The organism is Nonomuraea sp. NPDC049624 (assembly GCF_040675255.1).
Lineage (GTDB): Bacteria > Actinomycetota > Actinomycetes > Streptosporangiales > Streptosporangiaceae > Nonomuraea.
Genome location: NZ_JBFAOR010000011.1, coordinates 176820 through 190145, shown reverse-complemented (window position 1 = coordinate 190145; position 13326 = coordinate 176820). Strand labels below are relative to the sequence as shown.

Annotated in this window: 14 protein-coding genes; 7 read left to right on the top strand and 7 right to left on the bottom strand. The window is 71.2% G+C overall.

Annotated elements, in window-relative coordinates; translation table 11 throughout:
- The first annotated feature begins 17 nt into the window (after positions 1–17).
- On the top strand, positions 18–638 hold the full coding sequence (locus AB0J76_RS39110; RefSeq protein WP_352324145.1) for a phosphotransferase: 621 nt from the start codon (positions 18–20) through the stop codon (positions 636–638).
- Between the two features lie 56 nt (positions 639–694).
- Here AB0J76_RS39110 and AB0J76_RS39105 read toward each other — a convergent pair whose 3' ends face one another.
- Positions 695–1114: a spore-associated protein A gene (locus AB0J76_RS39105; protein WP_352324146.1), complete on the bottom strand. Its 420-nt coding sequence runs from the start codon at positions 1112–1114 to the stop codon at positions 695–697.
- A gap of 201 nt (positions 1115–1315) precedes the next feature.
- Between AB0J76_RS39105 and AB0J76_RS39100 the strand changes: the two genes are divergently transcribed.
- Positions 1316–1705 carry a VOC family protein gene (locus AB0J76_RS39100; protein ID WP_352324147.1) on the top strand — a complete coding sequence of 130 codons (390 nt, stop codon included), beginning with the start codon at positions 1316–1318 and terminating at the stop codon, positions 1703–1705.
- Between the two features lie 52 nt (positions 1706–1757).
- On the opposite strand, the gene AB0J76_RS39095 is transcribed toward AB0J76_RS39100, so the two are convergent.
- A complete protein-coding gene (locus AB0J76_RS39095) occupies positions 1758–2945 on the bottom strand; it encodes an RtcB family protein (protein ID WP_352324148.1) in 1188 nt (395 codons plus the stop codon).
- A 266-nt stretch (positions 2946–3211) separates the two neighbouring features.
- Between AB0J76_RS39095 and AB0J76_RS39090 the strand changes: the two genes are divergently transcribed.
- Positions 3212–4150, top strand: a complete 939-nt coding sequence (locus tag AB0J76_RS39090; RefSeq protein ID WP_352324149.1) for a sensor histidine kinase — start codon at positions 3212–3214, stop codon at positions 4148–4150.
- 22 nt (positions 4151–4172) lie between these two features.
- Here the strand turns inward: AB0J76_RS39090 and AB0J76_RS39085 are convergent, their stop codons facing one another.
- From AB0J76_RS39085 to AB0J76_RS39065, 5 genes are all read right to left on the bottom strand, one after another.
- Positions 4173–5312 carry a CU044_5270 family protein gene (locus AB0J76_RS39085; RefSeq protein WP_352324150.1) on the bottom strand — a complete coding sequence of 380 codons (1140 nt, stop codon included), beginning with the start codon at positions 5310–5312 and terminating at the stop codon, positions 4173–4175.
- Positions 5309–5839: an RNA polymerase sigma factor gene (locus AB0J76_RS39080; RefSeq protein ID WP_352324151.1), complete on the bottom strand. Its 531-nt coding sequence runs from the start codon at positions 5837–5839 to the stop codon at positions 5309–5311. Before AB0J76_RS39080 ends, AB0J76_RS39085 begins: the two co-directional genes overlap by 4 nt.
- A gap of 162 nt (positions 5840–6001) precedes the next feature.
- The gene (locus AB0J76_RS39075) at positions 6002–6742 is read right to left on the bottom strand and encodes a succinate dehydrogenase/fumarate reductase iron-sulfur subunit (RefSeq protein ID WP_352324152.1); all 741 of its coding nucleotides are present in this window, start codon (positions 6740–6742) and stop codon (positions 6002–6004) included.
- Complete coding sequence (locus AB0J76_RS39070) at positions 6739–8664, bottom strand: fumarate reductase/succinate dehydrogenase flavoprotein subunit (RefSeq protein ID WP_352324153.1); 1926 nt, start codon at positions 8662–8664, stop codon at positions 6739–6741. Before AB0J76_RS39070 ends, AB0J76_RS39075 begins: the two co-directional genes overlap by 4 nt.
- Positions 8661–9419 carry a succinate dehydrogenase cytochrome b subunit gene (locus AB0J76_RS39065; RefSeq protein WP_352324154.1) on the bottom strand — a complete coding sequence of 253 codons (759 nt, stop codon included), beginning with the start codon at positions 9417–9419 and terminating at the stop codon, positions 8661–8663. The genes AB0J76_RS39070 and AB0J76_RS39065 overlap by 4 nt, the downstream gene beginning before the upstream one ends.
- 132 nt (positions 9420–9551) lie before the next feature.
- Between AB0J76_RS39065 and AB0J76_RS39060 the strand changes: the two genes are divergently transcribed.
- Genes AB0J76_RS39060 through AB0J76_RS39045 form a run of 4 tightly spaced genes read left to right on the top strand, consistent with a single transcriptional unit; the run spans position 9552 to position 13237 of the window.
- Entirely contained in the window at positions 9552–10481 is a 930-nt protein-coding gene (locus tag AB0J76_RS39060; protein WP_352324155.1) for a LysR substrate-binding domain-containing protein, read from the top strand.
- A gap of 34 nt (positions 10482–10515) precedes the next feature.
- Complete coding sequence (locus AB0J76_RS39055; protein ID WP_352324156.1) at positions 10516–11652, top strand: fused response regulator/phosphatase; 1137 nt, start codon at positions 10516–10518, stop codon at positions 11650–11652.
- Positions 11649–12791, top strand: a complete 1143-nt coding sequence (locus AB0J76_RS39050) for an ATP-binding protein (RefSeq protein WP_352324157.1) — start codon at positions 11649–11651, stop codon at positions 12789–12791. The genes AB0J76_RS39055 and AB0J76_RS39050 overlap by 4 nt, the downstream gene beginning before the upstream one ends.
- Entirely contained in the window at positions 12788–13237 is a 450-nt protein-coding gene (locus AB0J76_RS39045; RefSeq protein WP_352324158.1) for a response regulator, read from the top strand. The genes AB0J76_RS39050 and AB0J76_RS39045 overlap by 4 nt, the downstream gene beginning before the upstream one ends.
- The last annotated feature ends 89 nt before the right edge of the window (positions 13238–13326 follow it).

Here is a 13326-nt window from a genome sequence, read left to right as displayed (position 1 = left end):
CGTCAGAATCGTTGGCTGTGGAGCACGGGTACACCAACAGCACGGTCGGCGACGGCGCTCTGGTCGTCAAGTGTTACCAGGGCCCGGAGGCCGCCTTCAGGCTGGGCACGGAGAGCAGATACCTGCGCCGGCTGCGCGGCCGGCTGCCGGTGCCGCGCGTGCACCAGATCACCGCCACGAGCCTGACCACCCGCTTCGTGGCCGGCGCCCACGGCCAGGACCTGCTGGACGAGGGCCGCGCCGCCGAGGTGCTGGCCGAGTGCGGCCGGGTCCTGGCCCGCATCCACCGCCTCGGCATAGTGCACGGCGACTACGGTCCCCAGAACCTGCTGTTCGACCCCGCCACGTTCGAGACCACCGCGATCCTCGACTGGGAGTGGGCCCATCCGGGCCGGCCGGTGGAGGACCTCGCCTGGTGCGAGTGGATCGTCCGCAGCCACCACCCCGAGCACGTGGCCCTGCTGCCGCGCTTCTTCGACGCCTACGGCGGGCCGGTGCCGTCCTGGGCCGAGCGGCAGGCGTCGATGGTGGCGCGCTGCCGCGACCTGCTGGAGTTCTGCGGCCGGTGGGAGCCGGGCGGGGGCGGCGAGAAGTTGTGGCGCGAACGCCTCGACCTCACCGCCGCCTGGAGCGCCTGACGCGTCGCGCGATGCCCGAGCCCCGGGAGGCGAGGCTCGGACGTCCTCGACCGGGATCAGCCGCAGTGGCTCCAGCCGCTGGTCCACACGTACGGCGACTCGTCCCAGGCGCCGCCCCACTTGACGCAGGTGTTCACGGCCGACAGGATCACCGGTCCCGCGTACGACTTGAACTCACCGGCGTCGGTCTTGGTCGCGCCGCCCTGCACGCTCAGCGTCGCCCGCATCCACCGCGTGTACGGCGTCTTGTTGACCGTCACCACGCAGTTCTTGCCGGTGCCGGAGTTGTAGGACAGGTAGATCGTGCCCAGCGCCGTGCTGCCGGACTTGAACGGGTGCGAGTCGATGACGCGGAACCCGGACCCGCACACGCCGGCCGGGTCCACGGCGGCGACGGCGGCCTGTGCGGGCAGGGCGCCGGCCAGACCGCAGGCGAGCACGCCCGCGGCGAAGAGCGTCTTGGTGATCGTGCGCATGTTCATCCTTACTGTCGCTCCTGAACGTCCGTCAGCTTCGCGCAGCGAGTGATCAAGAAGGCGAACGGCAGGCGAACAACACACAAATGCGATTTCGGTTCCCCCGTAATCCACGGCCTTCCGGCCCGGCCGGAGGACGGTCACCCCGGTGCGGGCGGGTCTCCGGCGACATGCGGGCTGCTTTGGGGCAGGATTCCAGCCATGGTGTCGGTATTGCAGAATGTCGCGATCGACTGCGCGGATCCGTACGAGCTCGCCCGGTTCTGGAGCGAGGTGACCGGCTGTCCCGTCCACCCGGAGGACCGCCCGGGCGACGAGGAGGTGCGGGTGATGCTGAAGGAGGGCCCGATCCTGCACTTCAACAAGGTGCCGGAGCCGAAGGCGGCCAAGAACCGGCTGCACCTGTGCCTGCGTCCCGGCTCCACGCGCGACGAGGAGGTCGAGCGCCTGGTGCGCCGGGGCGCCACGCTGATCGCCGACCTGCGCGAGCCGGACGGCACGGGCTGGGCGGTGCTCGCCGACCCCGAGGGCAACGAGTTCTGCGTCCTGCGCAGCGCCGCCGAGCGCGCCGGGACGGCCCCGCACCCCTGAGCCGTCCCGCGTGACCGCGCCCCGCACGGCCCGTCCCGGGGCCGTGCGGGCCTCAGCCCTTGATGGAGATGAGCTGCCGCAGGTGCGCCACGACCTCCACCAGGTCCCGCTGCGCGGCCATCACCGACTCCAGGTCCTTGTACGCCCCCGGGATCTCGTCGATCACCCCGGGATCCTTGCGGCACTCGACCCCGAACGTCTGCTCCTCCAGGTCCTTGACCGTGAACGTCTTCTTGGCCTTGGTCCTGCTCATCTTCCGCCCGGCCCCGTGCGAGGCCGAGTTGAACGCCCGCGGGTTCCCCAGCCCCTTCACGATGTACGTGCCGGTGGCCATCGAGCCCGGGATGATCCCCAGGTCCCCGCTGCCCGCCCGGATCGCCCCCTTACGGGTGACGAGCACGTCCACCCCGTCGTAGCGCTCCTCGGCCACGTAGTTGTGGTGGCAGGAGATGGGCTGGTCGAAGCCGATGCCCGGCAGGTGGCGGCGCAGGACGTCGCAGACCAGGCCCATCATCAGCGCCCGGTTGCGGCGCGCGTAGTCCTGGGCCCAGTACAGGTCGCGGCGGTAGGCGTCCATCTCCGGGGTGTGGCCGAGGAACACCGCCAGGTCCCGGTCCACCAGGCCCTGGTTGTGTGACAGGCCGCGGGCCACCCCGATGTGGTGCTCGGCCAGCTCCTTGCCGATGTTGCGCGACCCCGAGTGCAGGACCACCCACACCCAGCCCTCGTCGTCGGCGCACACCTCCAGGAAGTGGTTGCCGCCGCCCAGCGTGCCCATCTGCGCCTCGGCCCGCTCGCGGCGGCCGTGGACGGCCGGGGCCAGGTCGTCGAACTCGCGCCAGAACTCCGCCCACCCGGCCGTCCGCATCCCGTGCACCTTGGCGGGATCGACGGGCCGCTTGTGGTGCTGGAAGCCGACGGGGACCGCCTGCTCCAGCTTCCCCCGCAGGTAGGCCAGGTTGTCGGGAAGCTGCGAGGCCTTGTACGACGTCTTGACGGCGGTCATCCCGCAGCCGATGTCCACCCCGACGGCCGCCGGCGACACCGCGTCCTTCATCGCGATGACCGACCCGACCGTCGCCCCCTTGCCGTGGTGCACGTCGGGCATGACGGCGACGCCATGGACCCAGGGCAGGTTGGCCACGTTCCGCAGCTGCTGCATCGCCTGCGGGTCGACCGTCTCCGGCTCCGCCCACATCCGCAGCGGATGCCTGGTCCCGCTCACCTCGTTGTACGCCATGTCGCCTCCTCCCGTCCGCCTGCAAGAACATGATCTATCTGGCCAGACACGACATACCCCCTGCAACCGAATTAGCACGGCCACCGCGACCGGAGATCTTGGCAAGGCCGGGCCGGGTCCGCGCTTCATTGGCTATGGTGACCGTGGTGTGCCGACATACACCCTGTATGCGCGCACCCGGGAGATATACCGTTGAGAACGGCCCGACCCCTCCAACCGATCGTGGCCGGGCGCCAGCTCGCCGTCGCGGAGAAAACGGGGCGCACATGATCGCCGTCGCCGACCAGCCGGACGAGCAGCCGCTGGTCCACCAGGCGCTCGTCTACTCCAGCGACGCCGGCTTCCTGGCCGCGGCCGTGCCCTTCTGCCGCGACGGGCTGGCCGCGCGCGACAGGGTGCTCGTGGTGACCACGGCCGCCACCATCGACCTGCTCACGCGGGCCCTCGGCGGCGACGCGGGCGACGTCGAGTTCGCCGAGGCCGGCGGCTGGTACGACGCCCCCGGCCGCACCCTGGCCGCCTACGGCCGCTACCTCGACGCCCATCCCCGGGCCAGGGTGATCGGCGAGCCCGTCTGGCACGGCCGCACCCCGGCCGAGGAGGCCGAGTGGACCCGGTACGAGTCGGTGGTCAACGCCGCCTTCGCCGCCCGCGCGGCCTGGATGGTCTGCGCCTTCGACACGCGCGCGGTGCCGGACCGGGTCGTCGGCGGCGCCCGCCGGACCCATCCGGGGCTGCTGACCGGTGACGGCCCCCGTGCCAGCACCGATTACGTCGAGCCCGAGTCCTTCAGCTTCGCCTCCGACCACGACCCGCTGCCGCCTCCGCCGCCCGGGGCCACCGGGCTGCGCTTCGACGGCGACCTGCACCGCGTGCGCCGGCACGTGCGGGCGACCGCCGAACGGCTCGGCCTGTCCCGCGCCCTGACCGACCGCCTGCTGCTGACCGTCAACGAGGTCGCCGCCAACGCCGTCGAGCACGGCGGCGGGCACGGCGACCTCGCGATCTGGACCGACGGGAACGCCGTCGTGTGCGACGTGACCGACCCGGGCAAGCTGACGGCCGTCCTGCCCGGCTACCTGCCGCCCGCCCCGACCGCCCTGCGCGGGCACGGCCTGTGGGTGGTGCGCCAGCTCTGCGACCTGCTCCAGGTGCGCTCGGAGCCGGCCGGGACCCGCTTCCGCCTGCACCTGCTGCGCGACTGACGACGCGGGGCCGCCGCAGGGCTCAGCGCTTGGGGCCGGCGTCCGTCCAGCCGGCTTCCAGGACGGCCTCGGAGCTCGACACCGTGCCCGGCTCAAGGCCCTTCCGCAGGCCGCCCGGCTCGATCAGGACGCTCTCGGTGCCCAGCGCCCGCCCGGTGGCCTCGTCGAAGATCAGGCGGCTCTCCCGCAAGCCGGTGCGCTCGTCGCTCTGCCGGATGGCCGCGGCCGTGCCGGTACGCCCCTCGGCGTCGGTGACGTTCTCGATGACCTTGACGGAGTCGAGCCCGGCCAGCATGCGGAAGGCGGCGCCGCGCACCTGCGGTGTCACCGGCATGGAGACGATCAGCCCCACGCTGACCGTGAACAGCCAGGTGTCGGCGGCCATCTCCACGCTGGACGACTCGGTCGAATGCCCGTCGTAGGAGTCGAGCAGCCACTTCTTCAGCTTCGCCGGCTCGTCCGGCAGGCCGCGCAGGTCCTTCATCGTGACGTTGCGGCCGAGCCAGAACACCTTGTCGCCGTCGAGCAGGGGGCTGTGCGAGGTCGTGGCCTTGTCCGGGGTGGTCCGCAGGGTCAGCGGGGTCACCTTCTTCACCGGCACGACCACCTCGACCCCGGCGGGCGAGCCCGCCTGCTCCCAGGCCAGCCGGTCGGCCTCGCTCGCGGGCAGCGCGCCGAGCCGGCGGGTGCGGCTCCACTGCTCGCCGCCGGTCGCGCGCGGCGTCCACTCCTCGTTGCGCTGCCGGTCCACCATCAGGTACCCGCCCTTGACGGCGGGGTAGGCGTACCTGCTCACCGTCACGGTGTACCACCAGTCGCCGGTACGGTCGGGCTGCCGGTCGGCCTTCTCCGCGGCGGCCAGCAGCACCTCCCTGGCCGACAGCGTGACCTTGCGCGGCGTCGCCGACGCGCTCTGCCCGGCCTGCGGAGCCTGCTTCCGGGGCGCCGGAGCCGCGTTCCCCGCCACCACGACGGCCACCGCGGTGGCCCCCGCCGCGAGGGCCGCGAGCCCCCACACCGGCCGTACGGCCGGGCGCCGGCGCCGGGACCCGCGCGGCCCGGACATGGCGTGCGCGAGCTCGGCGGCCCTGGTGCGCTCGTCCACCGGCCGGTCGCCGAGGTGCGCGGGCCGCGCGGCCCGGAGTTCGTCCATCGGGTTCATGACCACTCCTCGCTGAGGTTGCGCACGTAGGGACGGGACGGTTCGGCGGACTCCATGGCTCGCGCGAGCCGCTTGCGGGCCCGGTGCAGCCGGACGCGGAAGGCCGCCGACGAGCAGCCGACGACCCGGGCGCCCTCCTTGGGCGACAGCCCGTGCCAGGCGACCAGCATGAGCACCTCCCGGTCGTCCTCGTGCAGCTCGGCCAGCGCCCGCAGCACGCCCATGCGCTCGGTCACCTGCTCGGCCACGTCCGGGCGGCCGTCCTCGGTCCACGAGCTCAGCTCGGCGGCCAGCGCGTCCCTGCGCGCCTGTGAGCGGGCGTCGTCGCGCAGGAGGTTGCGCGCCACGCCGAGCAGCCACGGCAGCGGCGGCTCCGGCACGTCGTCCAGCCGCCGCCACGCGATGGCGAACGTCTCGCTCACCACCTCGTCGGCCACCTGCCGGCCCGCACGACTGACCGCGTAGGCCCACACCCGTTGTCGGCATTCGTCGTACATGCCGGTGAAACGGTGGGAATCATCCGTCACCGCGCAGCCCCTTCGTCCCTGATGCGTTCTTCTGACACCGGGAAGTGGGGCGAACGCCCCTGTTGTTACAGCTCGTCCTCCGCGTTGTTACAGCTCGTCCTCCGCGGAACGCGAAAAGCCCCGCCCCGGGTGGCGTTCCGGGACGGGGCTCCGCGACAGGCGCTACTTGGCGTTGGCCTTGAGGTAGTCGCTGTTCATCTGGGCGATCGTGTCCAGCGGGATGCCCTTGGGGCACACCGCCGTGCACTCGCCGGTGTTCGTGCAGCCGCCGAAGCCCTCGGCGTCCATCTGGTCCACCATGGCCTTCGCGCGGCTCAGGCGCTCGGGCTGGCCCTGCGGCAGCAGGCTGAGGTGGGTGATCTTGGCGGCGGTGAACAGGGAGGCCGAGCCGTTCGGGCAGGCGGCCACGCAGGCGCCGCAGCCGATGCAGGTCGCGGCGTCGAACGCGGCGTCGGCGTCCTCCTTGCGCACCGGGACGCTGTGCGCGTCCGGGGCCGAGCCGGCCGGGACCGAGACGAAGCCGCCCGCCTGGATGATGCGGTCGAACGCGCTGCGGTCCACGACCAGGTCCTTGACCACCGGGAACGGCGCGGCGCGCCACGGCTCGATGGTGATCTCGGCGCCGTCCTCGAAGTGGCGCATGTGCAGCTGGCAGGTCGTCGTGGCGCGCTGCTCGCCGTGCGCCACGCCGTTGATGACCATGCCGCACATGCCGCAGATGCCCTCGCGGCAGTCGTGGTCGAAGGCGATCGGGTCGTCGCCCTCCAGGATCAGCCGTTCGTTCAGCACGTCCAGCATCTCCAGGAACGACATGTCCGGGGACACGTCCTCCACCCGGTACGTCACCATGCGCCCGGCGTCCGAGGGGGCGCTCTGACGCCAGACCTTGAGGGTCAGGTTCACTTGTAGCTCCGCTGGGTCATCTTGACGTACTCGTACTCGAGCGGTTCCTTGTGCAGCACCGTCTCGCCAGAGGGCGTGCGCTCCCAGGCCGAGACGTGCGCGAAGTGCTCGTCGTCGCGCAGGGCCTCGCCGTCGGGGTCCTGCGACTCGGCGCGGAAGTGGCCGCCGCAGGACTCGGTGCGGACGAGGGCGTCCAGGCACATGAGCTCGGCCAGGTCGAAGAAGTCGGCGACGCGGCCGGCCTTCTCCAGGACCTGGTTCAGCTCCTCGGCGGTGCCGGACACCTTGACGTTCTTCCAGAACTCCTCGCGCAGCTCGGGGATGCGCTCCAGGGCCTTGCGCAGCGACTCCTCGGTGCGCTCCATGCCGCAGTAGTCCCACATGAGCTTGCCCAGCTCGCGGTGGAAGGAGTCGGGGGTGCGGGTGCCGTTCACCGACATCAGGCGGTCGATCCTGGTCCGGACCTTGATCTCCGCCTCGGCCACGGCCTCCTCGTCCACCTCGCCGTACGGGCCGTTGGCCAGGTAGTCGCCGATCGTGGTGGGCAGCACGAAGTATCCGTCGGCCAGGCCCTGCATCAGCGCCGAGGCGCCCAGCCGGTTCGCGCCGTGGTCGGAGAAGTTGGCCTCGCCGATCACGAACAGGCCGGGGATCGTGGACTGCAGGTCGTAGTCCACCCACAGGCCGCCCATCGTGTAGTGGACGGCGGGGTAGATGCGCATCGGCACGTCGTACGGGTTCTCGCCGGTGATGCGCTCGTACATCTCGAAGAGGTTGCCGTACTTCTTCTCCACGGCGTCGCGGCCGAGCCGGCCGATGGCGTCGCGGAAGTCGAGGTAGACGCCGAGCCCGCCGGGGCCCACGCCGCGGCCCTCGTCGCAGACGTTCTTGGCGGCGCGGGAGGCGATGTCACGCGGGACGAGGTTGCCGAAGGCCGGGTAGATGCGCTCCAGGTAGTAGTCGCGCTCCTCCTCCGGGATGTCGCCGGGGGCCCGGTCGTCGCCCTTGCGCAGCGGCACCCACACGCGGCCGTCGTTGCGCAGCGACTCCGACATCAGCGTCAGCTTCGACTGGTACTCGCCGGAGACCGGGATGCAGGTCGGGTGGATCTGCGTGTAGCACGGGTTCGCGAAGTACGCCCCGCGCTCGTGCGCCCGCCAGATGGCCGTCGTGTTGCAGCCCTTGGCGTTCGTGGACAGGAAGAACACGTTGCCGTAACCGCCGGTGGCCAGCACCACGGCGTCGGCCAGGTGCCGCTCGATCTCGCCGGTCACCATGTCGCGCACGATGACGCCGCGCGCCCGGCCGTCGGAGACGATCAGGTCGAGCATCTCGTGGCGGGTGTGCATCTCCACGGTCCCGGCCGCGATCTGCCGCTCCAGCGCCTGGTAGGCGCCCAGCAGAAGCTGCTGGCCCGTCTGGCCGCGGGCGTAGAACGTGCGGGAGACCTGGGCGCCGCCGAACGAGCGGGTGTCCAGCAGGCCGCCGTACTCGCGGGCGAACGGCACGCCCTGGGCCACGGCCTGGTCGATGATGTTCACCGACACCTGGGCCAGGCGGTAGACGTTCGACTCGCGGGCGCGGAAGTCGCCGCCCTTGACGGTGTCGTAGAACAGCCGGTAGATCGAGTCGCCGTCGCCGCGGTAGTTCTTGGCGGCGTTGATGCCGCCCTGGGCGGCGATGGAGTGGGCGCGCCGGGGCGTGTCCTGGTAGCAGAACGACTTGACGTTGTAGCCCAGCTCGCCCAGGGTCGCCGCGGCCGAGCCGCCCGCCAGCCCGGTGCCGACGACGATCACGTGGAGCTTGCGCTTGTTGGCCGGGTTGACCAGCTTGGCGCTGAACTTCCGCTTCTCCCACCGCTCCTCGATGGGACCGGCGGGCGCCTTGGTGTCCCGGATCTCCGAGCCTTCGGTGTACTTCACTTCACAACTCCGAACGTGATGGCGAGGGGCGGGGCCAGGAAGCCGACGACCAGGACCGCCGAGACGAGGGCGGCCGTCAGGCGCAGGCCGCGGTAGCGGCTGCGGTTGGCCCAGCCCAGCGTCTGGAAAGCGCTCCAGATGCCGTGCCGCAGGTGCAGGCCGACCATGACGACGGCCACGAGGTAGATGAGGGTCACCCACCAGCGGGACGGGTCGAAGCCGGCGACCATGCGCTCGGCGGGCTCGGAGTCGAAGCCCTTGGGGTTGACGACGCCGAAGGTCAGGTCGAGCAGGTGCCAGATCACGAACAGCAGGATCGTCAGGCCGCCGAACCGCATGATGTGCGTGGCGTAGCCGTTGGCCTGCGACTTCTTGGCCACGTACTTGACCGGCCGGGCCTTGGCCGCCTTGCGCGCCAGCGAGATCGCGGCCCACATGTGCAGCACGACCGAGACGACGAGCCCGATCTCCAGGATCGTCAGCACCGTCCGGTACGGCGCGATGGGCTCGAGGAGCGTGCGCAGGGCGACGGCGTACTCGTTGAACGAGTCCTTGCCGAGGAAGATCTTGAGGTTGCCCAGCATGTGCAGGACGAGGAAGGACACCATCACGGCGCCCGTGACGGCCATGACGACTTTCTTGCCGTTCGACGAGCTCAGGAACCGGCTCGGCTTCTTGGACGTCGGTGCGGGCGAGGCACCCTTGGGGGCGTTAACAGGCGCGGTGGCGGCGCCGCGCTCTATCGTGGCAGTCACGTTTGAACGCTAGGTATCCAGCAATGATCCGTCCAAGTCATCGCGGATCTGGTTTCCATAGCTTCCGGCTATGATGCTTGGTTTATACGGTCGGCATAAGGAAAAATGCTCGGCCGGTGCGAGGAAAATCACATGCAGTTGCAGCAGCTCGCCTACTTCGTCGCGGTCGCGGAGACGAGGCACTTCACCCAGGCGGCCGAGCGCATGCGGGTCGCCCAGCCCTCGCTCAGCAAGCAGATCAAGGCCCTGGAGAACGACCTGGGCGCCCCGCTGTTCTCCCGCGCGCGCGGCAACGTCACGCTGACGGCCGCCGGCGAGGCGCTGCTGCCGCTGGCCCGCCGCATGCTGGCCGACGCCGACACCGCCCGGCAGGAGGTGGCCGAGCTGGCCGGGCTGCGCCGGGGCCGGGTGCGGCTGGGGGCCACGCCGTCGTTGTGCGCGGGCCTGCTGGCCGACGCGCTGGCGCGCTTCCACCGGGCCTACCCGGGGGTGGAGCTGCTGGTGGAGGAGGGCGGCTCGCGTGACCTGGTCAGGGCGCTGGCCAGGGGGCAGCTCGACCTGTCGCTGATCATCATGCCGCTGCAGAGCGACGACCCCTCCCTGGTCACCGAGGAGATCCTGCGGGAGAACCTGGTCGTGGTCGCGCCCTCGCACGAGCGGGCGCGGGGGCCGTACCTGCGGATCGAGGACCTGCGCGGCCGGCAGATGGTGATGTTCCGGCGCGGTTACGACCTGCGCGAGGCCACCCTCGCCGCCTGCCGCCAGGCCGGGTTCGAGCCCAGATTCTCGGTGCAGGGCGGCGAGATGGACGCCGTGCTGCGGTTCGTGGAGGCGGGGCTCGGCGTGGCCGTGGTGCCGTCGATGGTGCTCGACGGGCGGCCCGGCCTGTCCGGCACGCCGCTGGCCCCGCCCGGCCTGAGCCGGACGATCGCCCTGGCCCACCGCAAGGACGTCGAACCCACCAGGGCCGCGCAGGCGTTCCGGGAGACCCTGCTCGCCTTCGTGGTCGAGGCCGGCCAGGAGGGCACGCTTCCGCAAGGGGTCGAACTCATCGCAGAATGAGCAGCAACAGCCCGACTCCCCCGGGAAGGCGTGTGTGACGGCAAACCTCAACGAGCCGCTGACACTGCTCCTCATCGAGGACGACGACGGCGACGCCTTCCTCGTCGAAGAACTGCTCAACCAGGCCGAGAGGCCACCGACGATCTTCTGGGCGCGCAGCCTCCAGGAGGCCAAGGCCAAGCTCGACCCGACGATCCAGTGCGTCCTCGTCGACCTCACCCTGCCCGACGCCAGCAGGCTGGAGGCGCTGGAGGAGGTGCTGGCGCTGGCGCCGCACGCGGCCGTGCTGGTCCTCACCGGCCTCAGGGACGTGCACGTCGGCGTGACCGCCGTGCAGGCGGGCGCCCAGGACTACCTGGTCAAGCAGGACATCGACGCCCGCCTGCTGGCCCGGTCGATCAGGTACGCCATGGAGCGCAAGCGCGCCGACCTGGCCCAGCTCAGGCTGTTCGAGGCCGAGCTGACCGCCAAGGAGAACGCCCGCCTGGAGAGCGGCCTGCTGCCCGTGCCCCTGCTGCGCACCGAGGCGATCACGCACCAGATCCGCTACCTGCCGGGCAACCAGGGAACCCTGCTGGGCGGCGACTTCCTCGACATGGTCCAGACCCCCGACGGCGCGGTGCACGTCGTGGTGGGCGACGTCTGCGGCCACGGGCCGGACGAGGCCGCGCTCGGCGTGGCGCTGCGCATCGCCTGGCGCACGCTGGTGCTGGCCGGGCAGACCGACGACACCCTGCTGCGCACGATGGACGCCCTCCTGCGCGCCGAGCGCAAGGCGCCGGAGATCTTCACCACGCTCTGCATGGCCACCTTCACGCCCGACCTGGGGCACGCCCGGATGCGCGTGGTCGGGCACCCGCCGCCGGTGCTGATCCGCGACGGCGTGCCCGCGGTGGTGGACGGCACGCCCTCGGGGCCGCCGCTCGGCATCTTCCCCGACGCCGAGTGGACGGTCATCGACGTGCCCCTGGGCGAGGAGTGGTCGATCATGCTCTACACCGACGGCCTGATCGAGGCGGCCGTCGGCGGGCGGAGGCAGCTGCTCGGCGTCGAGGGCCTGATCGGGCTGGTGCGCGAGCACGGCGTGATCGACCTCGACCGGCTGATCAGGCACGCCGGCACGCTCAGCGACGATCTCGCGGTGGTCGTGGTGTCGAGGAGGAAGGCATGAGCATCCATCCGCTGCCGCCGCCGAAGCTGCCGACCGGGCTCGGCCGGCTGCCGGCGGCCCGCTGGTTCCTGGCCATCGGCGTGCTGGGGGCGTTCGCGTTCGCGACCGGCGTGGTGGTCACCATGTCGATGATCGCGCACGCGCGGGCCCTGCGGCCGAGTCCCGAGCTGGCCGCCCAGCTCGACCGGCTCAACGTGGCGCTGATCGTGCTGTTCGGGGTGCTGCTGGCGGGCGGGGCGGGCCTGGCGTTCGTGATCAGGTACGCCGTACTCAAGCCCATCGACCAGCTCACCGAGCAGGTCCGCACGGTCGCCGCCGGCGACTTCGACCACCGGCTCGGCGTCGACCGGCCGGCCGAGCTGAGCGAGCTGTCCAGCCACGTCGACTCCATGCGCCGCCGCATCGTCTCGGCCTGGCGCGGGGCCGCCGACCAGGCCGACGAGCTGCGCAGGTCCAACGGCGAGCTGGAGCAGTTCGCCTACGTCGCCAGCCACGACCTGCAGGAGCCGCTGCGCAAGGTCGCCAGCTTCACCCAGATGCTGGAGCAGCGGTACGGCCCGCAGCTCGACGACCGCGCCCGCCAGTACATCCACTACGCGGTCGACGGCGCCAAGCGCATGCAGCTCCTGATCAACGACCTGCTCGACTTCTCCCGGGTGGGCCGGGTGAGCGGCGAGCGGGTGCCCACCGACTCGGGCGCGGCCCTGGACCGGGCCCTGGAGAACCTGTCGGCCACGATCGAGGACACCGGCGCCACCGTCACCCGGGAGAGGCTGCCCGTGGTCGAGGGCAACCGGATGCAGCTCACCCAGCTCTTCCAGAACCTCGTCGAGAACGCGGTCAAGTTCCGCTCCGAGGCCCCGCCGCGCGTGCGCCTGACGGCCGAGCGGAAGGGCGACATGTGGGAGTTCACCTGCTCCGACAACGGCATCGGCGTCGACCCCAAGTACGCCGACCGCATCTTCCTGATCTTCCAGCGGCTCCACCCCCGCGACGTGTACCCCGGCACCGGCATCGGCCTGGCGCTCTGCCGGAAGATCGTCGAGTACCACGGCGGGCAGCTGTGGCTCGACCCCGAACCGGCCGGCCAGGGCACGACGTTCCGCTGGACGCTGCCGGCGGCGGGAGGCGACGCATGACGGACTGGCGCCCGATCGAGGTGCTGCTCGTGGAGGACGACCAGGGGGACGTCCTGCTCACCAGGGAGGCGTTCGACCTCAACAAGGTGCGCAACCGGCTCAACGTGGTCAACGACGGCGAGCAGGCGATGGCGTACCTGCGGCGGGAGGGCGCCTACGCCGGCGCGCCGCGGCCGGACCTGATCCTGCTCGACCTCAACCTGCCCCGGATGAACGGCCTGGAGGTGCTGAGCGAGGTCAAGGCCGACGCCGTCCTGCGGACGATCCCCGTGGTGATCCTGACGACGTCGGAGGCGGAGGAGGACATCCTGCACAGCTACCGGCTGCACGCCAACGCCTATGTCGCGAAGCCGGTGGATTTTGAGCAATTTATCCGTGTTGTCCGGCAAATAGATGATTTTTTCGTGACCGTCGTGAAGCTGCCGGCGCCCGGCCCGCGGCCCTGACGCGGATACGTGACAGGAATCACAGTAGGTCATCGAAAAAGTGAGTGACCCCGCTCACAAAATCGTATGCGGTCGTCGTAACGTATCCC